At 67.2% G+C, this 23,085-nt stretch carries 15 protein-coding genes; 10 read left to right on the forward strand and 5 right to left on the reverse strand.

Annotated elements, in window-relative coordinates:
• The first annotated feature begins 191 nt into the window (after nucleotides 1–191).
• Genes AC07O3_RS13810 through AC07O3_RS13820 form a run of 3 tightly spaced genes read left to right on the forward strand, consistent with a single transcriptional unit; the run spans nucleotide 192 to nucleotide 5,606 of the window.
• Complete coding sequence (locus AC07O3_RS13810; RefSeq protein WP_495339562.1) at nucleotides 192–2,777, forward strand: type VI secretion system Vgr family protein; 2,586 nt, start codon at nucleotides 192–194, stop codon at nucleotides 2,775–2,777.
• Nucleotides 2,777–4,612 carry an esterase/lipase family protein gene (locus AC07O3_RS13815; protein ID WP_495339563.1) on the forward strand — a complete coding sequence of 612 codons (1,836 nt, stop codon included), beginning with the start codon at nucleotides 2,777–2,779 and terminating at the stop codon, nucleotides 4,610–4,612. Before AC07O3_RS13810 ends, AC07O3_RS13815 begins: the two co-directional genes overlap by 1 nt.
• A gap of 37 nt (nucleotides 4,613–4,649) precedes the next feature.
• Nucleotides 4,650–5,606 carry a T6SS immunity protein Tli4 family protein gene (locus AC07O3_RS13820; RefSeq protein WP_495339564.1) on the forward strand — a complete coding sequence of 319 codons (957 nt, stop codon included), beginning with the start codon at nucleotides 4,650–4,652 and terminating at the stop codon, nucleotides 5,604–5,606.
• A 282-nt stretch (nucleotides 5,607–5,888) separates the two neighbouring features.
• Here AC07O3_RS13820 and AC07O3_RS13825 read toward each other — a convergent pair whose 3' ends face one another.
• The 5 genes from AC07O3_RS13825 to AC07O3_RS13845 form a co-directional block, all read right to left on the reverse strand.
• Complete coding sequence (locus AC07O3_RS13825; protein WP_495339565.1) at nucleotides 5,889–6,959, reverse strand: aldose epimerase family protein; 1,071 nt, start codon at nucleotides 6,957–6,959, stop codon at nucleotides 5,889–5,891.
• Nucleotides 6,960–6,983: 24 nt separating this feature from the next.
• Nucleotides 6,984–7,925, reverse strand: a complete 942-nt coding sequence (locus AC07O3_RS13830; protein ID WP_495339566.1) for an alpha/beta hydrolase family protein — start codon at nucleotides 7,923–7,925, stop codon at nucleotides 6,984–6,986.
• Nucleotides 7,922–12,667: a CapA family protein gene (locus tag AC07O3_RS13835; protein WP_495339567.1), complete on the reverse strand. Its 4,746-nt coding sequence runs from the start codon at nucleotides 12,665–12,667 to the stop codon at nucleotides 7,922–7,924. The genes AC07O3_RS13830 and AC07O3_RS13835 overlap by 4 nt, the downstream gene beginning before the upstream one ends.
• A 117-nt stretch (nucleotides 12,668–12,784) precedes the next feature.
• Nucleotides 12,785–13,825: an OmpA family protein gene (locus AC07O3_RS13840; protein WP_495339568.1), complete on the reverse strand. Its 1,041-nt coding sequence runs from the start codon at nucleotides 13,823–13,825 to the stop codon at nucleotides 12,785–12,787.
• Nucleotides 13,826–14,017: 192 nt separating this feature from the next.
• Entirely contained in the window at nucleotides 14,018–14,896 is an 879-nt protein-coding gene (locus AC07O3_RS13845) for a LysR family transcriptional regulator (protein ID WP_093048165.1), read from the reverse strand.
• Between the two features lie 137 nt (nucleotides 14,897–15,033).
• Between AC07O3_RS13845 and AC07O3_RS13850 the strand changes: the two genes are divergently transcribed.
• The 7 genes from AC07O3_RS13850 (at nucleotide 15,034) to AC07O3_RS13880 (ending at nucleotide 23,082) form a co-directional block, all read left to right on the forward strand.
• Nucleotides 15,034–16,017: a DMT family transporter gene (locus tag AC07O3_RS13850; RefSeq protein WP_495339569.1), complete on the forward strand. Its 984-nt coding sequence runs from the start codon at nucleotides 15,034–15,036 to the stop codon at nucleotides 16,015–16,017.
• Nucleotides 16,014–17,150, forward strand: a complete 1,137-nt coding sequence (locus AC07O3_RS13855) for an NADH:flavin oxidoreductase/NADH oxidase (protein WP_495339570.1) — start codon at nucleotides 16,014–16,016, stop codon at nucleotides 17,148–17,150. Before AC07O3_RS13850 ends, AC07O3_RS13855 begins: the two co-directional genes overlap by 4 nt.
• A 60-nt stretch (nucleotides 17,151–17,210) precedes the next feature.
• Nucleotides 17,211–18,209 carry a LysR substrate-binding domain-containing protein gene (locus AC07O3_RS13860; RefSeq protein ID WP_093172680.1) on the forward strand — a complete coding sequence of 333 codons (999 nt, stop codon included), beginning with the start codon at nucleotides 17,211–17,213 and terminating at the stop codon, nucleotides 18,207–18,209.
• A gap of 249 nt (nucleotides 18,210–18,458) precedes the next feature.
• On the forward strand, nucleotides 18,459–19,445 hold the full coding sequence (locus AC07O3_RS13865) for an N-carbamoyl-D-amino-acid hydrolase (protein WP_495339571.1): 987 nt from the start codon (nucleotides 18,459–18,461) through the stop codon (nucleotides 19,443–19,445).
• Between the two features lie 14 nt (nucleotides 19,446–19,459).
• The gene (locus tag AC07O3_RS13870) at nucleotides 19,460–20,506 is read left to right on the forward strand and encodes a threonine ammonia-lyase (protein ID WP_495339572.1); all 1,047 of its coding nucleotides are present in this window, start codon (nucleotides 19,460–19,462) and stop codon (nucleotides 20,504–20,506) included.
• 43 nt (nucleotides 20,507–20,549) lie between these two features.
• Nucleotides 20,550–21,620, forward strand: coding sequence for a Bug family tripartite tricarboxylate transporter substrate binding protein (locus tag AC07O3_RS13875; RefSeq protein ID WP_354339119.1), 1,071 nt, complete (start codon nucleotides 20,550–20,552; stop codon nucleotides 21,618–21,620).
• Nucleotides 21,621–21,633: 13 nt separating this feature from the next.
• Nucleotides 21,634–23,082: an N-acyl-D-amino-acid deacylase family protein gene (locus tag AC07O3_RS13880; protein ID WP_495339573.1), complete on the forward strand. Its 1,449-nt coding sequence runs from the start codon at nucleotides 21,634–21,636 to the stop codon at nucleotides 23,080–23,082.
• Nucleotides 23,083–23,085 lie beyond the last annotated feature (3 nt).

Below are 23,085 nucleotides of genomic sequence, written 5' to 3' on the forward strand. Positions count from 1 at the left end.
CTATGCACGAAAGAATGATCGCGCACTAGTTCACGCAAAGCGCAGGCACCTGATGCGGTGTCATTGCCGTTGGCACATGGGCTCCCAGAATCCCGCCCAAACAAGTTCTTCGCCCTCGGCACGAGAGGCGATCACTATCCAGGGAGCCCAATGTCCAACTTCGACGGCGCGCACGTGCGCGCCCCGCTGCCATGAAGCGGCGGGTAAGCATCCGCACGCCTGCGGGCGATGCAATTCAATTCCACCGCCTTGCGGGCCGCGAGGCACTGAGCCAGCTCTACAGCTTCGATCTCGACCTGCTGGGCAGCGACAACGCAATCGACCCGAATGCAATGCTGGGCAAGTCCGCCAGCGTTGCCATCAAGACCGAACGCGGCGGAGTGCGATACCTCGACGGCATCGTCACCAGATTCGGTCTCTCGCGCGAAGACGACCGACACTGCTTCTACAGGATGCAGCTGCGCCCATGGCTGTGGCTGGCCACGCGCCGCAGTGACTTCAGGATCTTCCAGGACCAGAGCGTTCCCGAAATCATCACGGCCGTGCTGGAGCGCTACGGCTACCCGCTCGAACAGAAGCTCAGCCGAGACTACCGGCGCTGGGACTACTGCGTGCAGTACGGAGAGAGCGACTTCGACTTCATCTCCCGGCTCTGCGAACACGAGGGCCTGTACTACTTCTTCCGTCACGAAGAAGGGCAGCACGTGCTGGTCTTCGCCGACGACATCGTCAGTTCGCACGGGCCGCTGCCCGGCGGCGAAGAGGTGCGTTTCCATGTCGACGAACAAGCCGGCATGACCGGTGGCCTCGATGCGGGCGAGCGCATCTACGAATGGGCAGCTTGCGAAGAAGTTCGCTCAGGCCGGTTCCTCCACGACGACTACGACGACCTGCACCCCAAGGCAGACCTGAGCCAGTCGCAGCAGAAGCCAAGCGGCCACGACCACGACCGCTACGGGCTGTACGAGTGGCCCGGCGGCTACACCCGGCTCGCAGACGGTGAAGCCTACGCGGCCATCCGCAACGAAGAACAGCTGAGCGAGCGCAGCCGCGCAAGTGGCCGCTCCAACAGGCGCGACCTTGCGCCGGGTTTCACCATGCGCCTGGCAGAGCATCCCCGCACCGATCAGAACCGGCAATACCTGCTGCTCGGCGTGAGCTACGACCTTCAGGAAAATCTTCAGTCCACAGAAGGTGCAAAGGCCTCCGAAGGCTCCGTGCAGCGTTTCGCCTTCGACGTGCAGCCCACGAGTAATCCGTGGCGGCCCCGTCGCACAACGACCAAGCCCCGCACTCACGGCCCACAGACCGCCGTCGTGGTCGGCCCGTCCGGCGAGGAGATCTGGACCGACCAGTACGGCCGCATCAAAGTGCAGTTCCACTGGGACCGCATCGGCCAGAACGACGAGAACTCCAGTTGCTGGATGCGCGTGTCTTCGAACTGGGCCGGCGCGAACTTCGGCGAAGTAGCGCTGCCGCGCATCGGTCAGGAAGTCATCGTCGATTTCCTCAACGGCGATCCGGACTACCCCGTCGTCATCGGCCGCGTGCACAACGCCGACCGGATGCCGGCATGGGCCCTGCCCCACCAGAAGCATCTGGCCGGCTACCGCAGCCGCGAACTCGGCGGCGGTGAGCGCGGCAACCATCTGGCGCTCGACGACACGAGCGGCAAGGTACAGGCCCAGCTCAAGAGCGACCACCTGAGCAGCAGCATCAGCCTGGGGCACATCGGCCGCATCGAAGACACCACCGGCCGCCAGGACGACCGGGGCCAGGGCTTCGAGCTGCGCACCGACGGGCACGACGTCATTCGCGCCAGGGCCGGCCTGCTGGTCACCACAGAATCGCGTCCGAACGCACAGGCCCACATCACCGACATGCGCGAGACCGTGGCGCGGCTCACGCAGGGGCGCGACCTGCACGAAGGCCTGAGCCAGATGGCGCAGGAGGCCAGGGCGCACGAATCGGGCGATCAGGACGAAGTGGCCCGGGAACTGAAGGAACAGAACGACGCCATCAGGGGAAGCGGCGTCGACCCGGAGCAAGGCCAGTTCCCCGAATTCCGGCAACCGCACCTGACGCTGGCCAGCCCGGCGGGCATCCAGGCCACGGCGCACGGCTCGACACACGTTGCGAGCTTGGGTCACAACGCGTTCACCAGCGGGGCGCATACCAGCGTGAGCGCGGGCAAGAGCCTTCTTGCAAGCGCGAGGGACGCGGTGCGCCTGTTTGCCTGCAGGGCAGGCATCCGCCTGATCGCCGGCAGCGCGGACATCGACGTTCAAGCTTTGCGCAACAGCATCAACCTCCTGGGCAGGCTCAACATCAAGCTCGAGGCTGAGCGCATCACGATCACGGCCAAGGAGGAAGTGCTGATCACCGGTGGCTCGAGCTTCAGCCGCTGGAACGCGCAGGGCATCGTGCATGGCACCAGTGGACTGTGGCGCGAGCATGCGGCGACTCACAGCCTGATGGGGCCGGCCAGACGGACGCCGGAAGTTATGAACCGGGATGTGAAGGCGGCTTTCGATCGAGAGCTCATCTTCCATCATCTTGACGAGAAGAACACGGCTGCGGCCAAGCAGGTGTTCAGGCTCACACGCGGTGGCGAATCGCCGACACCGGAGCCCACGGCCTCGTCTGATGCTGCCGGGCTTCCCCGTACACACACAAGCGCCTCCGGTGCAATCACCGGCGCCGATGGCACCACGCAATTGCAGCGCTCCGATGGTCCCGAGACCTACAGAGTGCTCTGGATGGGGAGGAAGAAATAATGGCTGTCCAAGGCGAAGAAGAAGACATCTGGCTGGATCTCAGCCTCGGCATAGGTGGCTTCGCAGATGTGGCCGTTGTCACGACACCCGTAGCCGACAAACGCAAGGTGCGCGTGCGTGTTCCGCCGGGCAAGCTCATCCCCATCGTGTTCCTGCCCGGCATCATGGGCAGCAACCTGCGACTGTCCAAAGCACGACAGGCATTGCTCAAGCGCAGCGACAACATCGCCTGGCGACCCGACGATGCCGTGGACGGCTGGAACCGACGCAACGCCGAGCCGGCCGACCGCCAGATGCGCCTGGACCCCGACGAAGTGGAAGTTGACCGCTATGAAGTCACCGACGACGGCACCGGTCGCTTCGATGCCACGGGCGACGCTACCGTCAGCTCCGACAAGCGCCACAACAACGTGCCCGACGATCTGGGTCGCGTCGGCAAGCTGCTGATCGACGACCCCAAGGCCGACCCGAACCATCCGCTGGCGAACAACAGGCTGAGCTTCACGGCCGCGCAGAAGGCCCGCGCGCGCGGCTGGAGCGAGGTGATGTTCAAGGCCTATGGCGACATCATCAAGCGCATGGAGTACCAGCTCAACGACATGCTGCGAGGCCACGGCGCAAACGCAAAGCTCTCTCCGATCTGGACTCCTGCAGGCAACCACCCCGGGCCGGTACGGTCCGAACGCGCGGTCATGCGCGACCCTTCGGCCTTCGGCGCCACGGGGGCGGCAGCGCTGACCGAGGCCGAGATCAAGAGGATCGGCAACTGCTGGTACCCAGTGCATGCCTTTGGCTACAACTGGCTCAAGAGCAACGGCGAGGAGGCCAAATCACTCGCGCCGAAGATCGAAAAGCTCATACAGACCTACAACGAGAACGGCTTCGACTGCCCGGGCGTGATCCTCGTGACCCACAGCATGGGCGGCATCCTGGCGCGTGCGCTGATTCATCCGGACTACGGAAACATCAAAAGCAAGGTGCTGGGCATCGTGCACGGGGTGATGCCCACGACCGGCGCGGCGGCGGCCTACAAGCGCATGCGTGCGGGCTTCGAGGGAGGCGGCATCGAGGACAACATCATCCAGGGCGTGCTCGGGGACGATGGCGCAAAGGTGACTGCCGTGCTGGCCAATGCGCAGGGCGGGCTGGAACTACTGCCCACGGCTGCCTACGGGATGCAGTGGCTGCATGTGCAGGATCAGAACGGCAACTTTCTGGCCAGGCTGCCGCAGGGCGATGCGGCGGACGAAATCTATGCGCTCGGACCGCAGAAGTGGTGGCGGCTGATCAATCCGGAGTGGATTGATCCGGCAAGGCAACTCGGAAAACCGCTTCAAGAGGGAGGAAAGACGAAAGAGCAGATCGGGCCGAAAGCAACGATGCGGCGAGTCATCAACGCAATGAAATTCGCCAACGCCATCGAGAACACCTTCCACGAGCGCACGTACGCCCATTACGGCAACGATCCGGAACACCGCGCCTGGAACGAGGTGTCGTGGCGTGTGGTCGATGGCGACGCGGCGAAGGCAGGCGACCCGGCCAACTGGACGCTGGTGCCCGGCGAGAAGGGCGACAACAAGAAGGGCCTGCTGAAGGTGCGCGGCAGCTACGGAGTGGAACTTACGCTGAAGCTCCAGCCACCCCTTGCAGCGGCCGACGGCACGGTGCCGGTGGAGCGTAGCGCGAGCAAAGTCAAAGCCAAGGTCAAGTTCACCCAGCGCGGCTACGACCATCAGGACAGCTACAAGAACCTTGATGCCGGTGCCTCAACGCTGTACGGCATTGTGCGCATCGCCAATGACTTCGACCCACCATGGTGGGACAAGAAGGACTGAAGCGCCTCATCTCATTCACGACCAAAGAAAGGACCTGATGACCAATCCTCGCATTGAACGGCTGTTCGAACATACCAAGTTGCTGTGCTTCGGGCGCTATGTATTGACTGCACCTGTGGAATCGCGCCTGGCCTTTGGCCGAGACTTCCCGACCCTACCCAACCAAGCCAAGGACATCGAGAAGGTGATGGAGGCTGATCGGGCAAAAATCCTTGCGGCGCACAAGACAGCCGAGATCAACTACTTCGGCAAAGGCCCAGCGCCGAGCACATGGCTGATTCGGTCCTACATGGATGACACGGCCAAAAAACTTGGGTTGGAAGGATTTCGCGTCTACTACATCGTTGGACCGCACATCTTCAAAGGCGGAGATGGAACGGACAATGGCGAAACGGCGGAGTCCATTCTCGATTACGCCAGCGATACAGCCAAAAACTTGCGAGCTCGTGAGCCCGACGAAGTGCCCAACGAACAAGGTCTTTGCCACGAGTTCGGCTTCCGCCAACTGGATGGATCCAAAGGCAACGCGCTCACGCAGGTTGGCCTCCACATGGCGGCACTACCCGACGTGGTCTTCAGCGTCCAAAGCAACCAGACCATCAACGCCAACTTCCCCGGCAACAGCGACGGCCTGCTCAAACTCATCGCCGACCGCAAGCGCGAGGCTGGCAGCAGATACCCCAAGCTCACAACCTTGCGCGAGGGCAAGAAGAAGATTCACGGCTGGGACGGCGAAGAGTCGCTGGTGCGCCGCCCCGACGGCACGCAGGACTTCGAGTGGATGTTCATCGGCGAGAACGGCGGCAGCGTCGCGCGCCCCGGCAATCTGAGCGTGGCGATGCGCACCAAGGTCCAGGCAGACCGCATCGGCGCGGCCGCGGCCTCCTCACTCAACGACGAAGAAGCCATCGCGCTGTGGGACAAGCTGCTCGACGGCTTGAAGTTCCGCGTGGCGGTGCCGGGTGCGCCTGCCGATGCGGTAGCAATCAAGTGACCAGATCAGGGAGGAATCAATCAATGACGAAAAACATCATGAATACGGGTGACGCTCCGTCTGACCCGAAGGCGGCCTCGACCCTTTCACGCCGGCGTGCCTTGCAGGCCGTAGGGACCATGGCTGCATTGCCCTTTTGCCCTGTGGTCCTCACCCATGCCGGGCCAGCACATGTGGAGGAGTTCGTGGCCAACAGGCTGTGGCGACCAACGGCACATGCGATTTACAGCCGTCGCGGACCGCCCGCGGCTCTGTGAAGTGATTCAGATTGCGGCGATGGCTTCACGCGAAGAAGCGGTGCTCCGTCGCACTGCGAAACACCTCCCCCGGCCGCAGCACCGTAGACGGAAACCCAGGCTGATTCGGTGAATCCGGATAGTGCTGCGTCTCCAGGCACAACCCGTCCCCCTGCCGCAGACTTGCACCCGCGCTGCCCATGAGGCTTCCGTCGAGAAAATTGCCCGAATAGAACTGCACGCCGGGCTCGCTGGTATGCACTTCCATCACGCGGCCTGTGGCCTCGTGCTCCAGCCGTGCCGCCAGAGCAAGGCCGCGATCGACCTGAGCACGGTCCAGCACCCAGTTGTGGTCGTAGCCATGCGCAAGCAGCAACTGTTCGTGGTCTTCGCGGATGCGCTCTCCGATGTGCGTTGCAGTACGAAAGTCGAACGGCGTCGAAGCCAGGTCGGCGATGCCTGTCGGAATCAGCGTCGCATCCACTGGGCAATAACGGCTCGCGGGAATCGTCAGCCGGTGGTCCATCACCGAGCCGCTGCCTGCGAGGTTGAAGTAGTCGTGGTGGCTCAGGTTCAGCACCGTGGGCTTGTCGGTCAGGGCGCTGTAGTCGATGCGCCATGTGTTTGCGCTCGCCAGCAGCGTGTAGCGCACTGTCAGCTGTACCTCGCCGGGGTAGCCTTCTTCGCCGTCGGCGCTGGTGTAGCGCAGTTCGATGGCGATGTCGTCGCCGGCCTCTTGCGCCGACAGCGGCACGATGTCCCAGAAGCGCGTGCCGAATCCCTTCGCGCCGCCGTGCAGCGAGTTGACGCCATCGTTCAGCCCCAGCTGATGCGCCGTGCCGTCGAGCGTGAAGCGCCCCGCCGCAATCCGGTTCGCAAAGCGTCCGACGATGGTGCCGAAATGCGGATGCGGCTTGAGGTAGTCGGCAAGCGTCGGCAAGCCCAGCACGATGTTCACGCTGCGCCCATCGCGGTCGGGCACGCGCAATGCGGTGACGATGCCTCCGTGGTTGATGGCGCTCAGGCTCAGGCCGCGGCCGTTGTTCAGGGTGTATTCGGTGACGGCGCGGCCGTCGGGCATGCGGCCGAACTCGCGCGATGTGATGCTGCTGCTCATGTGTCTCCTGCCTGCCGGAATTTTTTAGGGGAACAACGCCTCGCGCGCGCACTGCGAGGCGGTGCGCAGCGCGATGCGGTCCTTGAGGTCATGGTAGTCGGGCGGCTCGGCGGCGTGCGTGCGCAGTTCGATGCGATGACCGGCCTTGGACACAGCGTCGGCAAAGCGCTCCTGCAGCGTGAAGGGCGTGTTCCTGTCGTCGCGGTTGCCGATCAGCACGATACGCCGTGCCGGGTCGCGCACGATGCCGCCCACGTGGTCCAGCGGGTCATAGAACTGCGCGCTGCCGGTGGTGTCGGTGCGGCCGTCTTTGGAGCGGCCCAGCAGGCGCGCGCGCTCCAGCAGGCCATAGGCACCCGAAGTCAGCACCGCGCAGGCCACGCGCGTGCGGCCCAGCGTGAGCAGCGCGGCGCCCGCGGTGGCACCGCCGCTGTGGCCGACGATGACGATGCGCTGCAGCCTGTGGCGCTGCATGAGCGCGTCGAGCGCGGCATCGAGCGCGTGGAACTCCACCAGCTGGCGGCGCTTGCGGTGGTCGCCCGAAGAGCCGTACGTGCCGGGCCGCGCCACGAAGATCCACGGCACGCCCGCGCGGTCGCGGCTGCGCTGCGCATCGAGCATGCGCAGGTCTTCGGTGTTATCGGGAATGCGCGTGGGCGCCTGGTCCATCACGCTGTCGCGGTCGCCCGAGAACTGCACGATGGCGATGCGCGCGCCCTCGATGTCGTCGCTCGCGAAGTAGCGGATGCAGGCGGGGCCCTCTGCGGTCTGCACCCACAGGTAGCTGTTGCGGTCGGGGCAACCGGCGCGGTCGGCGGGCTGGTTCCAGTGCAGCACTTCGTCATTGGCCGCGGCGAAGGGACGCGGCACGTCGGGGCCGGTGCGCTGCGCGCAGGCGGCCTGCGCCAGCGCGAGCAGAACGAGGGCGCAGCGCGCATATCGACGGAAGAGGCTCGATGCAGTCATAGCCGTTGCAGCAGTGCGGGGATGCTACCGAAGTCGGATCGGTCGCGGTCGCCCTTCACCAGCACCAGGTCACCGTCGCGCAAAAAGCCTTCGAGGTAGTTCGCGAGCTGCACGGCGTTGTCGAAGTGCGGGCCGAGCAGATCGGCGGGCACTTCCTCGCGCAGCCAGCGCATCTCTTCGCCGTGCGTCACGAGATGCTGGATGCCCGAGGCCAGCAGCGGCGCGGCCAGGCTGCGGTGCATGGCCTCGGCGTCGTTGTCGAGATTGACAATGCGCCCCAGCACGCCGATCTTGCGCATCACAGGGCCGCTGCTCTCCGCGCGCTGCCAGGTGCGCACGAACTCCATCGCGTTGTGCATCGACATGACTTCGGCGTTCCAGCTGTCGTCGATCAGCGTGGCCTGCACGCCGGCCTGCGTGCGCAGCGCGCGCACCTGCATCACCGAGGCCGGCAGGCGCACGTGCGGCATGCGCGCGCAGGCGGCCTCGCCATCGAAGCCCATGGCCAGCAGGGCCGCGAATGCGAGCGCCGAGTTGCGCACCAGCCCCGCGCTCTCGACCGGAAACAGGTACTCCAGCGTGCGCCCTGGCACGGCAATACGCACGCGGCAGCCGCCGCCGGGCTCGGGCCGGGTGTCCACAATGCGCACGTTGGCCTCGGGCCCGGCGCCCACCACCCAGACGGCGCCCGCCGTGCGTGCGGCCGCTGCCACCACCTGCTGCAGGCAGGGAATGTGATCGGGCACGATCGCCACGCCGCCGGGCTCCAGCCCCAGGAAGATGCGCGACTTGTATTCGGCCGTGAGTTCCAGCGTCGAGGCCTGGCGCGTCTGCGACAGGCCGATCTCGGTGATGAGTGCCACGTGTGGCCGCGCCACCAGCGAGATCGGGCCGCGGTCCATCCATAGCCCGCTCTGCGCCATCTCGAGGATGCACACGTCCACGTCAGGCCCGAGGTTGGCCAGCATGGCCGGCACGCCGACACGCGAGTTGTAGTTGTCGATGGTGGTGTGCACGCGCGCGCGCTCGGGCAGCAGGTCGCGCAGCATCGCGATGGTGGACGACTTGCCGACCGTGCCGGTCACGCCCACCACGAAGCCCTTGTAGCGCGACCGCGCGGCGGCGCCCATGGCGAGCATCGCGGCAATGGGGTCGTCCACCTGCAGCAGCGGGAAGGCCGGGTCGAGCCCGTCCACCGCGTGCGCGACCACGGCGCCGGCCAGCTCGGAGTGCAGGCGGGGCAATTCGAGGTGGCGGTCCCAGTTGTTGGTGCGCGGCTTGCTGTAGTTCTCGTGCGCGGCCAGTGTGCGGTAGTCGGAGGCGACGAAGAGCGAGGGCTTCGGCAGCAGCCCCATGTGGACCGGGCCGCGCACCACCGAGTTGGCGAACCAGCCCGGCGGCGGCTCGACGAGCCATCGGCCGCGCGTGGCCTTTTGCAGTTGCTCGGCGGTCCACACGGGCGCGGGGTCGGGGCCTGCGCCGGGGCGGTCGGCCATGAGCACTGGCGCTGTGCGTTCTGGCAAGGGCGTAGGAGCGTCCGGCACGCGCAGGCCGCACCACAGCGCGAGACGGCGCGCGGCTGGCAGGTCAGGCAGTGCGCCGCGCACGCTCACTTCGAGCTGCAGCACGTCGCTTTCCAGTAGGCCGCCGCGCGGCGGGCGCAGGCCGTAGCGGTCGCGGTAGATGCGGCCGGGCTCCCAGCGGCTGGTAGGCCACATCCAGTCGCAGGGGTCGTGGTCCATGCTCTCGCCCCAGGGCGGCATGCGGGTGCTGCGCATCGGCATCGCGCGGAAGTACAAGCGCAGGTCGACTGCGACGGGCTCGTCAGCGGTCCAGAAAGATTCGACCCACAGCATGCGGCGCCCGACGATCTGCCGCGGCGTGCAGCGCAGGCCCACGAGGCGCAGCGGGCCGATCTGCAGTGGCGTGATGCGCGCGTCTTCGGGCACGGCGTCGACCAGCCATTCGGGCCGTGGTGTCTGTACCGGCTCCACGACAGGCGCCGGGCTGAAGACTGGTGCGGCTGCGGAGGCCGAGTCGGGCCGAAAGGCAGGCCGCTCGGGCGGCGACAGTCGCACCGCGCAACGGCCGCCAGGCACCAGAACCATCTCCGTCCCGAGCGCGCGGCATTGCGCCGCAAAGCGCTCGCTCAAGGCCTGCGCCTTGTCGCCTTCGAGCTGCCGCGAGAAACCGAAGCCGACGCCAATGGGTGTGAACATCACCTCCTCGACACCGCGCAGGCCCAGCGTCAGCGAGAACACGCCCGAGTCGCCGAAGTCGTTGCGCACCGAGTCGAACAGCAGGTCGCCGGCGTCATGCAGGATCGGCCGGCCGCGATAGATCTCGATGCCCTGCAGCACATGCGCCGAAGTACCGAGGATCGCGTCCGCGCCGGCATCGACGATGGCGTGGCCGACTTCGATCTCGGCCTGCGTGGGTTCGGTCTCGAGGTTGGCGCCCCAGTGCACAGCCACCAGCACTACATCGGCCTCGCGGCGCGCGGCCTCGATGCGCGGCGAGAGCGTGGCGGTCCACTCGGCAGGGTCGTCCAGCGACAGCCAGGCGGCGCCCGCGCGCTCGGCCGTGGCGGCAAATTCGGGCTGCGTGGCGTCGAGCGAGAACAGCGCCACGCGCACGCCGCCCGCGCGCCGGAACGCCGGGCGCAACGCGGCCTCTGGCGTACGGCCGGTGCCGGCGTGGGCGATGCCCGCCGCGTCCAGCAGGCCCTGCTGTTCCATGAGCGCATCGGGGCCATAGTCGCCGCTGTGGTTGTTGGCGGTGGTGACCATGCCGATGCCGGCCTCGGTCAGCACCGCGAGCATTTCGGGGCGGGCGCGGTAGTAGTAGGGAGCCGTCTCGTCCTTGTCGACGCCCTGCTCGCCGATGGTGGCAACCACGCACTCGAGGTTCGCGATGCGCAGGTCGGCTTCGCGCAGCGCGGCGATGTCGCCGAGCATCTTTTTCGCGCCACCGAGTTCGTGCAGCCGGTAGTGCTGGCGGCGCGAGAGATTCACGTCACCGCCCCAGGCAATGATGCCGGTAGCTGTTGTTGCCTGCGCGTCTTGCTGTGCCTCGCGCTCCTTCAGCATCCGGTGATACGCCACATAGCCCGAGAGGTAATGCTCCACGTCGTCGATGCGCACGCGAAAGCTGTGGTGCTTGATGAAGAACGAGCCGGCAATGCGCGCGGGGTTGCGGAAGAACATCGCCAGCTCGGGCCAGAAGTGGCCATTGGCGAGGTAGCGCGCGCGGTACGCCAGCGCACGGTCGAACTTGTCGCGGTCGAGCCCGGCCAGCAGCGGGCGCAATGCGGGATCAGCTTCGAGCCGCAGCACCATGTCGCGCGCGGCCATCATCAGTTCGAGCAGCGTGGGAAAGGTGGTGATGCGCTCCAGCACGAAGTCGAGATAGCCCGCCACGTTCTGCAGGCCGAACTGGTAGTAGCGCGTCTCGGGCCGGTAGCGCGTGAGTTCGTTGACGCAGTAGCTCAACCAGTGGTCGTGCGCGCGCCAGTGCTCGGCGGCAATGAAATGATCGAAGGCCTTCTCGACGACCGCGAGCCAGCGCTCGTCGCGCGTGAGGCCGTACAGCCGCATCAGGCCGAAAGCGGCCTCGCCGTCGTAGTAGATGACGCGGAACCTGTCCTTCACGTCGAGCGCGGGCGCATTCAGCACGTGCACGAAGCTGCCCGTCTCCGCATCCTGCATGTGGCGGATGCCGAGCGCGAGCTGCTCCAGCAGCGGCAGGTATTTCCTGTCGCCCGTGAGTTCGGTGTACTTGACCAGCGCGAGCAGGCACACGGCGTTGCCACCGAGCTTGATCTCGCTGCCGATGTCCAGCAGGTAGGCGGCGCGTGTGCCGTCCGGCAGGTGGGCCGGGCGGATCAGCGTGCCGGTGAGGAAGGCCAGCGAGCGGTCGATGGCGGCCTTGAGCGTGTCGCTGCGCGTGAGCTCCCACGCTTCCAGCATCGCGTATGTGGAGCTCGCGTGGCGCAGCGTGTTGTAGGTGGGGATAGCGCGGTCGAAGCAGGGAAACCAGCCGTAGTGGAACTCGCCCGTGGGCTTGACCTGTTCGGCGAGGTAGTTGCCGGCGTTGTCGACCAGCGCATGGACTTGCCGCGCATTCCATTCGCGCAGCTCGCGAAATCCGGCCGCCTGGCCTTCGGCGGTGATGGGCCATGCGCCCTTCGCATCCACGTACACGGCCCGCGTGGTGAAGCACCAGACGGGCGCTGCGTCGTCAGTCGGAAAGTCGATCTCGCGGCCGAAGCGCCGCTTGCAGTGCAGGCGCAGGTTGCCTGTGTTGGGCTCGGCATGCTCCACGTCCCCGTTGTAGAGGATCGCGCTGCCGTGCATTTCCTGCGCGAGCAGCGCGAACTCGAAGCGCGCATCGAAGGCGATGCCTTCGTTGAAGTAGTTGCGCTTGGTTTTGGCCAGCTTCGTCTTCAGCGCGGCCCAGCTCATGGGCGTGACCTTGTCGACCACCTCGGCGCGCAGGCGCTGTGGTGCCTGGCCGGTGCGCCTGGCTTTCTCGGCGGCGGCGCGCCATGCGGCGTCGATGTCGGCGCCGCGCCCCGAGACCACGCGGGCCCGGCTGTCGTCTTCACCAGTGGCAAGGAACACCACGCACCCTGCTTCGCCGGTGGCGGGCGTTGCCGCGGGCAGCACACCCGCCGGGTCCGCCAGGGCTTGTCTGGCGCGATTCAACAGATCGGCAAGAAAATTCTTCGAGTCGTTATTCATGCAGCCGCGAATGATGACAGGCCCAAGCGTGGCCTGCCATCCCGGCAATCCATGGAAACCGACTGCAAGCCGGCCCCGATCTGACGACCGTCAGCTGACCGCCGACTGACCGCGCGGCTACAGCCGCAGCAGCTCGACGCGACGGTTCTTCGCGCGACCTTCTTCGTTGGTGTTCGGCGCCACCGGCTCCTTGGAACCGGCGCCGCGCGAAGTGAAGCGCCGCGCATCGAGCCCCGTCTTCGCAAGCGCCGCAATGACCGACACGCTGCGCCGGCGCGAGAGGTCTGCGTTGTGTGGCTCTTCGCCCTGCGCGTCGGTGTGGCCCACCACCTGCACGCGCAGTTGCGGGTTGCTGCGCATCAGCTTGGCGATCTCGTCGAGCGTGGGCTGCGAGTCGGGCTTGATGCTGTCCTTGTCGAGGTCGAAGTGAATGCCGTAGAGGCTGATGCGGCCGTTCTCCACCAGCCCCTTCTGCATGGCCGTGGCATCGACGAAGACGATCTTGTCGCTCTCCATCGCCTTGCTCTCGACCACGCGCACGAAGGCGAAGTTACCGCGGCTGTTGCCTTCGGCGAGCGCGATGCTGGCGTAGACCTTGCCGTTGGGGCCGTCGTATTGCGCGAGCAGGTAGCGGCCGCTGTTGTCGAAATAGTTGCTCACGAACTGGCGCCCGCGGCCGATCATCGGCCACTCGGGCGTGTCGATGGTGTTGGCCAGCACCGAGACGTCGGTGAACGGCGTTTCGCGGTCGGGGTCTTTCTTGTAGCAGCTGCTGTCGGTGGTGGCGCACGCGAACAGCGTCTGGAAGCCCTTGGCCTTCAGGCCAGCCTCGTAGTTGCGTTGCACTTCGAGCAGCGAGCGACCATCGGGCAGGCGGTAGTAGTAGAGCGAGACCTTACCCGCGACTTGCAGCAGGCGCGGCTTGGGCACGGGGTCGCCCCAGTTCTGGATCGGTTCGCGCAGCAGGCCGACTTCGTCGTAGTCCTTGCTCTGGAAGGCGTCCATCACCGAGCCTTCGTAGCGCCCGACCAGCGGATGATCTTTGGCCGGCTCGGCGGCCGATGTGACGGTGGCGGCCGCGAGCAGCGCGGCACACGCCAGTAGTTGTTGCAGGCGCCGGCCGAAGTTGGGCCGAAACGCGGGGAGTGAATGAGCCATTGTGGTTGTCCGTTTTCCATGCGAATCGCGCCTCGGATGAGGCGCGATTCGAAGGTATCGGCGGCTCGTTGTGCGGGCAATAAGCCGTTTGGCATGCCTGTTAAGAAGAAGCTTTTAAGAATGAGCACTGGGTGGTGAAAATTTGTCCCTGCTCGCTGAACGATCGCGCCCCGAACGAGCCACGCCAACACTTCAAGCCCACGCCTCCATCACAGCACTGCGCACGGCATCGACCGCCACAGGCCGCCTGCCCTCTGCCGGCGCAACCCAACACAGCCACGTGTGCGAACGCCATCCGTTCCAGATCGCGAGTTCGCCATTGCGCTCGCCCTGCTCTGCCTGATCGAGCCGCATCAGGCCCGCGCCCATGCCGCTTGCGACCATGCTGCGGATGGCGCTCTCGCCATCGGCCGTGCGGCCCTGGCGGTATTCACGGCCTGCGCCGGCGAACAGCTTTTCGAGATGCACGCGCAGGATGCACGAAGGCGGCGTGCCCACCCATGGCAGGTTCGTAAGCTGGTCCAGCGAGAGGTCGGGGTGCGCTTCGGCCACCGGCAGCGGCAGGGTCACGACGAGGTCGATCACGCCGAGGCGGTGCAGCTCCAGCCCATCGATCTGCTCGCCGTCGCTGAGAACGTAAGCGCAGTCGAGATCGCCGCGCTGCACTGCCGACAGCGTTTCGTACGACAGGCCCTGCTTCAGCTGCAGCGCGACCTGCGGATGGCGCTCCGCCAGCTTCACCAGCACCTCTCCGAGCCGCAGCGCCACCGGATCGACCACGGTGCCGAAGCGCACCACGCCCTGCGCCGCACCGCGCAGCTGGTCGGCCGCCGAGCGCATGCGCGATGCGGAAGCCAGCGTGCGCTCGGCCTCTTCCAGCAGGCTGAGGCCGGCCTCGGTAGGCGACATGCCCTTCGGCGTGCGTTCGAACAGCTTCACGCCGAGCTCGTCTTCCAGCGCCTTGAGCTGGGCACTCACTGCCGGTGCGCTGGTGAACACGCGCTCGGCGGCGCGGGTCAGGCTGCCTTCCTTGGCGATGGCGACGAAGGTCTTGAGTTGGTAGAGCTCCATGGGAGCGGATTGTGAGCTTGGCGGCCGCTTCAGTCTGTTCGCTTTTTTGGAGACCCCTGTCCAAAGAAGCGAATGGCATTTGCGGGCCCCAGCACCGATTCTTGGGGCATCGATTCATTGCAAGAAAAGGCTTCCCCATGTCTCATCGCCAACGCCTGCTCGGCATCGCCGCGCTGCTGCTCGCCACCTCCGGGTGGGGCGGCATGTTCCTGGTCAGCAAGGGCGTGCTGCACCACGTCGAGCCGGCGTGGTTCACGCTCATCCGCTACAGCATGTCCGCACTGCTGTTCGTGCTGCTGATCGTTCCGCGCGGGGCGGCGCCGTGGCGCAAGCTGCGCCAGCATGCCGGGCCGCTGGCGGTGCGCGGGTTCGCGGGCTTCGGCATCTTCAGCGTGATGCTGCTGGCGGGCCTGGCGCACTCGGTGCCCTCGCACGGCGCGGTGATCATGGCGACCACGCCCATGACCACGCAGCTGCTGCGCTGGGCGCTCGACGGCGTGCGGCCGAGCCGCTCCACGCTGCTGACCACGGCGCTGTCGCTGCTGGGCGTGGCCATCGTGTCGGGGCTGCTGTTCGGCGCCGGAGCGTCGGGCGAATCGACGCTCTTCGGCGACGCGGTGGCCTTCGTCGGAACGCTGGGCTGGGTCTGGTACACGCGCGGCGCCGCGCGCTTTCCGGAACTCGACGTGATCGAGTACACCGCGCTCACGGTGCTGGCCTCGTGGCCGCTGCTGCTGGCCACGGCTCTGGTCGGCACGCTGCTGGGCTGGACGCATGCGCCCAGCATGGAAGGCCTGCGGCTGTCGTGGCAGGCATTGCTGTACGTCGGCCTGGTGTCTTCGGCCATCGCGGTGCTGGCTTTCAACTACGGCGTGCGCACGCTGGGCGCGGTGACGGGCACGGCCTTCATCAACTTCGTGCCGGTGTCGGCGCTGCTGATGAGCGCGGCGCTGGGCAGGCTGCCCACGGTGAACGAGGCGGTGGGCATGGCGATGGTGGTCGGCGCGCTGCTGATCCATACCGCCCTGAGCCGCAAGGCTTCCGCGCCGGTCCCGGCACCGATCGCGAAGACCCCGCAGAATTCGCGCAACTACAGCACCTGTGGAGCCGCATCGTCATGAACAACGACAGCATCAGCACGCCCCGTCTCTTCGAGCCCCTGCGGCTCGGCCCCCTTCAAATCGACAACCGCATCGTCATCGCGCCGATGTGCCAGTACTCCGCCGTCGATGGCACGCCGGGCGACTGGCACCTGATCCACCTGGGCCATCTCGCGCTCTCGGGAGCGGGGCTGCTGATCCTTGAAGCGACGGCGGTGGAAGCCGAGGGGCGCATCTCGCCCGGCGATCTCGGGCTGTATTCCGATGCCAATGAAGAAGGCCTGGCGCGCGTGCTGCATGCGATGCGTGCGCACTCGCCCATCAAGGTCGCGATGCAACTGGGCCACGCCGGGCGCAAGGCATCGAGCCGTGCGCCATGGGAAGGCGGCAAGCAGATCCGGCCGGACGAGCCCGGCGGCTGGAAGGCGTATGCGCCCTCGGCCGTACCCCATGCGCCCACCGAAGACCCACCCATCGCGCTCGATGCCGCAGGGCTCGCCCGCATCCGCAACGCCTTCGTCGAAGCCGCACGGCGCGCGGCGCGGCTGGGCCTCGATGGCCTGGAGATCCACGCGGCGCATGGTTACCTGCTGCACCAGTTCCTTTCGCCGCTGGCCAATCACCGGGACGACGAATACGGCGGCAGCCTCGATAACCGCATGCGCTTTCCGCTCGAGGTGTTCGATGCGGTACGCGAAGTCTTCCCCGCCGACAAGCCGGTGTGGGTGCGCGTCTCGGCCATCGACTGGGTGCCGGGCGGTTGGGACCTCGACGGCACCGTCGCCTTTGCCAGGGCGCTCGAAGCGCGCGGCTGCGCGGCCATCCACGTATCGAGCGGCGGCGTGTCGCCGAAGCAGGCCATCGCGCTCGGCGCGGGCTACCAGGTGCCGTTTGCCGAGCGCGTGAAGTCGGAGGTCGACATGCCGGTCATTGCCGTGGGCCTCATCACCGAGCCGCGGCAGGCGGAGGAAATCATTGCCAAGGAACAGGCCGATGCGGTGTCGCTCGCACGCGCGATCCTCTACGACCCGCGCTGGCCGTGGCATGCCGCCGCCGAACTGGGCGCGCAGGTAAAAGCGCCGCATCAGTATTGGCGCTCGCAGCCGCGCGAGTTCAAGGATCTGTTCGAGAACGCGGCGTTCGGGGCGCGCTAGCAGGCTGCAGGCCGCGCAGCCTCCGCGCGGTGGCGTGCTACTTGCATGGTGTCCCGCGCCATGCCCGCCACGCTCCTGACCCCGCCGGTGCCGCTGAATCTGCGGCAGATCGAAGTCTTCCACGCCATCATGATTGCCGGCACCCTGAGCGGGGCGGCGCGCATGCTGTGCGTTTCCCAGCCGGCCGTCAGCCGCGTGCTGGCCACGACGGAAAGCCGGCTGCGCATGCTGATGTTCGAGCGCGTGCGCGGGCGCCTGCAGCCAACGCCCGAGGCGCGCCGCCTGTTCTCGGAGGTGGAAAGCATCCTGGAGGGCGTGCGCCGCTTCAATGCACTGGCGGCCGACCTGGTCGGCGGTTCGCAGGGCGAGCTGTCATTGGTCTCCAGCCCCAGCTTCAGCGAGTGGCTGATACCGGTCGCGATCAAGCGCTTCCGGGCCCGCTATCCCGACGTGCGCATCAAGTACAGGCCATTGCCGTTCGACCAGTTGCTGCCGCACGTGCTGCTGGGGCACGCGGACCTGGCGATCTCCTCGATGCCGCCGCCAGCCAGTGCCAACGCGGCATCGCGGGCGATCGGCCACAGCTTCATCGAGTGCGCGGTGCCCGAGCGCCATCCACTGGCGCAGGCCGAGGCAATCAGCGCAAGCGACCTGGTGGGCCAGACCTTCATCGGCTACGGACGCGATACACCCTTCGGCCGGCTCACGGCCGATTTCCTCGCCGCGTCGGGCCTGCCCTTGCGCGCCGACGTCGAGATCCGCTCCACGCCCGAGGCGATGGCGCTGGTGCGTGAAGGCGTCGGCGTGGCGCTGATCGAAGCCTTCGGTGCGCGGCGCTCGGTGATGACGGATGGCGTGGTGCTCAAGCCGCTCTCGCCCGCGCTCGCGCACCGCATCTACCTGATCCACACCAACGTCAGCCCGCTGTCGGCCATGGCCAAGGAATTCCTGGCCGTCTTCAAGCGGCTGCTGAAGCAGGAGGGGCGCGACAGTGCGCTCGCCCTCACGCTGCCGGAGCACCCGGGCGAGGATGCGCCCGTGCGTGCGCCTCGCCCCTGAGCCGGGCCATTCGTTGCGCGCCATTGACAGCGCGGGCCGGACGTCCATCACCTTTTGTCCCCGGGGCATAACGCGTGGTTATCGACGAGCGGGTCGGGGCGCCTTGAGCGCCACGGGTTTTGTGTTTGAAATCAATCACTTGCGGCAGATCCGAAGCATGCCCTCGCGGCCTGCCGGGGCGGTTCAGGCGCAGTTGGCCGCAGGGGCGGCGGGCCAGATCATTTGGCTCAGACCAACTTTTCTGCCGCCATGAACCGCTTGATCACCGTCGCCGCCGCCCAGCTCGGGCCCATCCAGAAAGCCGAAGGCCGCGATGCCGTCGTGGCCCGCATGGTGCGCCTGCTGGAGCGCGCGCATCAGCGCGGCGCCAATGTCGTGGTGTTTCCCGAACTGGCGCTGACCACTTTCTTTCCGCGCTGGTACGTCGAGAACCTCGACGAGGCCGACCCCTGGTACGAGGAGGCGCTGCCCTCGCCCACCACGCAATCGATCTTCGATGCCATCCGCCGCTATGGGCTGACCTGCTACCTGGGCTATGCCGAGATCGCCCACGAGGCCGACGAGACCGGCGTGGTGCGCAAGCGGCGCTTCAACACGTCGGTGGTGATCGCGCCTTCGGGCGAGATCGTGCTCAAGTACCGCAAGGTGCACCTGCCGGGGCACAAGGAGTTTTCCACCATCCGCAAGGTGCAGCACCTGGAAAAGCGCTACTTCGAGGTGGGCAACCTGGGCTTTCCGGTCGTGCGGGCGCCGGTGGGCCAGGTGGACGGCGTGAACCTGGGCATGCTGATCTGCAACGACCGCCGCTGGCCCGAAGCGTGGCGCGAGCTCGGGCTGCAGCAGGTCGAGCTGGTCATGCTGGGCTACAACACGCCGGCGGTGAACCAGGAAAACCGCGGCTTCGAGGCGCACCACCTGCGCAACTTCCACTCGCAGCTTTCCATCCAGGCCGGGTGCTACCAGAACGCCACTTTCGGCGTGGGCGTGGCCAAGGCCGGCAATGAAGACGGCTTCGAGCTGATGGGCCACTCCATCATCGTGAACCCCCAGGGCGAGATCATGGCCATGGCCACCAGCTGGGACGACGAGCTGGTGGTGGCCGACTGCAACCTGGACATGTGCCAACTGGGCCGCAACACCATCTTCAACTTCGCCCAGCACCGCCGCCTGGAGGCCTACACCCGCCTCACCAGCCAGACCGGCAGCACCGAGCCCCCAGTGTGGCAACCGGCGTGAAGGAGGCCTGCGCGATGACGAGCACCTCTACCACTTCTTCTGCCGCGGCGCTGCCGGACCACATCGAGCACGCGATGCTCGGCACGATGCGCGTGCCCCGTTTCGACGACGTGCTGCGCGCCGCACAGGCCATTGCGCCATACGTGCAACGCACGCCGCTGCTGCGCTCGCCCGCGCTGGACGCGCTGGCGGGCGGCACCGTCTGGATCAAGCCCGAGAGCCTGCAGGTCACCGGCTCCTTCAAGGCCCGCGGCGCCTTCAATGCCCTGCTGGCGCTCACGCCGCAGCAGCGGGAGCGCGGCGTGGTGGCCTACTCGACGGGCAACCACGGCCAGGCGATTGCCTGGGCGGCGCGGCAACTGGGCGTGTCGGCCACCATCGTGATGCCGGTCGATGCCCCGAAGACCAAAGTGGCGCGCGCGCTCGCGCAGGGCGCGAAGGTCGTCCACTACGACCGCGAGAGGGAGAGCCGCGAGGACATCGGCATGCGCCTGCTGGCCGAGACCGGCGGCACGCTGGTTCCGCCGGGTGACCACCCCGAGGTGCTGGCCGCGCAGGGCACCGTGGCACTGGAAGCGCTGCAAGACCTGCCGGCCGGTGCGCGGGAAACCCTGGGCCTGTTCGCAGCGCCCTGCGGCGGCGGCGGCCTCATGGCCGGCTGCTGCCTGGCCCTCGATGCGCTGAGCCCCGGCGCGCGGCGCGTGGCCGTCGAGCCCGCGGGCTTCGACGACACCGTGCGCTCGCTGCGCAGCGGCCGGCGCGAGATCAACGCACCCGGCGCGCGCACGCTGTGCGATGCCCTGCAGGCCGTCACGCCCGCAGAGCTGCCGTTCGCCATCAACCAGCCGCTGCTGCACGAGGCCGTCGCCGTGACGGATGCGGAAGTGGCCCGCGCGATGCGATTCGCGCTGGAAGAACTGCACCTCGTCGTCGAGCCCGGCGGCAGCGTGGCGCTCGCGGCAATGCTGGCCGGCCATGTCTCGCTGCGCGGGCAGAGCGCCGTGCTCGTTCTCTCGGGAGGCAATGTCGACCTGCCGGTCCTGCAATCCGTGATGGCGTAGCCCCCATTTCATCCATTCCCATAGCAACGAGGCAGACGCCGCCATGCCCCGGCGCAGCGTCGCCCAGGAGACCGCAAGCCCCTCCATCGATCTTCTTCAGAAAGCCTTGACCATGTCGTTCTTCAACGTCCGTTCCTTTGCCTCCCGCCGCTGGCTCTTGAATGTGCTGGCCGCGCCGCTGGCCGCGCTCGCCCTGTGCGGCTACGCGCAGGCCGCGTACCCCGACAAGCCGATCACCCTGATCGTGCCCTTCAACGCCGGCACCACGCCCGACATCGTCTCGCGGCTGCTCGCCGATGCGGTGGGCCGCGACCTCGGCCAGTCGGTGGTGGTGATGAACCGCGTCGGCGCCTCCGGGATCATCGGCACGCAGGCCACCATCGCCGCCCCCGCGGACGGCTACACCATCGCCTACGCCAACGTGGCGACGCTGGCGATCAACCAGTCGCTCTACAAGAAGCTGCCCTACGACGCCGACACGCAGCTCGCCCCGGTGGCACTGACCGGCTTCGTGCAGAACGTGCTGGCCGTGCGCAGCGACCTCGGCGTGAAGGACGTGGCCGGCCTCATCGACATGGCCAAGAAGCAGCCCGGCAAGCTCACCGTGGCCTCGGGCGGCAACGGCACCACCGGCCACCTGAGTGCCGAGATGTTCAAGTCGATGGCCGGCGTGTCCATCGTGCACATCCCGTACAAGGGCGGGCTGGAAGCCGACATGGCGCTGATGCGCGGCGAGGTGGACCTGGTGTTCGAGAACATCACCTCCATCGCTCCGCACCTCAAGGGCGGCAAGATCACGCCGCTGGCCGTGACCGGTGCCGCGCGCGACAGCCGCCTGCCCGATCTGCCCACCATCGCGGAGACCGGCCTGAAGAAATACCAGGCCGTGGCGTGGACCGGCTACGTTGCACCGGCCGGCGTCGATCCGAAGATCCTCGACGCTCTCAACGCGGCTTTCAACAAGGCGTTGAATTCGCCCGCGGTGAAGCAGCAGCTGGCCGCCCAGGCCTATGAGGTCCACACCGGTCCGCGCCAGGATCTGTTCGACCTCGCCAGGAAAGAGCGCCCCGTGTGGGCCGACGTGGTCAAGCACTCGGGCGCCAAGCTCGACTGAAGCGCGCACGTACATGGCCGACTTCGACCTCGTGGTGCGCCACGGCATGCTGATCGACGGCACGGGCGATGCACGGCGCAAGGCCGATGTCGGCATCCGCGGTGCGCGCGTAGCCGCCATCGGCGATCTGTCGGCGCTGCGTGGCACGGTCGAGATCGATGCCAGCGACCGCATCGTGGCGCCGGGCTTCATCGACTCGCACACGCACGACGACCGCTACCTCCTGCTCGAGCCAGACATGCCGGCCAAGCTGAGCCAGGGCGTGACGACGGTCGTCACCGGCAACTGCGGCATCAGCCTCGCGCCCTGGGGCGCGCCGGCCGGCGCCACCGTGCCGCCACCGCTGAACCTGCTGGGCCACGACCCGGCCCTGTTCGGCGATGCCACCTTCGCGGCCTACCTCGCGCGCCTGGAGGCTGCGCCCGCCGCTGTGAACGCGGCCTGCCTGGTGGGCCACACCACCTTGCGCGCGGCGACGATGGAGCGCCTCGACCGGGCCGCCACACCGGAAGAGATCGCGCGCATGCGGGCGCTGCTCGCCGAGGCCATGGCCAGCGGCGCCATCGGGCTGTCCACCGGCGCGGCCTATCCCACGGCCATGCCAGCCACGACCGAAGAGATGGCGCAAGTCGCCGAAGTGATCGGCCCCTATGGAGGCGTGTACGCGAGCCACATCCGCGACGAGGGCGACCATGTCTTCGCCGCGCTGGATGAGGCTTTCGCTATCGGCCGTGCGGCGCAGGCACCGGTGGTGGTGTCGCACCACAAGCTCATCGGCCCGCACAACCACGGCCGTTCGCTGCAAACCCTGGCCCACGTGCGCGAGGCCATGGCGCAGCAGCCGATCGCGCTCGACTGCTATCCCTACTGCGCGGGCTCCACCATCCTGCGCAAGGACCGCATTGCGGTGTCGAGCCGAATCATCGTCACCCAGTCACGGCCGCACCCCGAGTTCGCGGGCATGGACCTCGACGCGATCGCTCAGCGCCTCGGTGTGTCGATGGAAGATGCGGTCGACCTGCTGCAGCCGGCCGGCGCCATCTACTTCCTGATGGACGAGGCCGACGTGCGGCGCGTGCTCGCCTTTCCTCAAACAATGATCGGCTCCGATGGCATGCCGCACGACGCGTCACCGCATCCTCGCCTGTGGGGCACTTTTCCGCGCGTGCTGGGCCACTACTGCCGCGACGTCGGTTTGTTCTCCCTCGAACAGGCGGTACACAAGATGACGGGGCTGACGGCCCGGCATTTCCGCCTGCCCGGCCGCGGCGTGCTGTGCGAAGGCGCCTTTGCCGACATCACCGTGTTCGATGCCGACCGGATTGCCGACCGCGCAACCTGGGAGGCCCCCACGCTGCGCGCGGAGGGTATCGACGCCGTCATCGTCAACGGGCGGCCTGCGTGGCGCGATGGCGAATCGCTGGGCGTGCGCAGCGGGCGCGTGGTGCGCCTGACCGACTGACCG

It is taken from the genome of Variovorax sp. GW821-FHT09D05 (genome assembly GCF_059416325.1).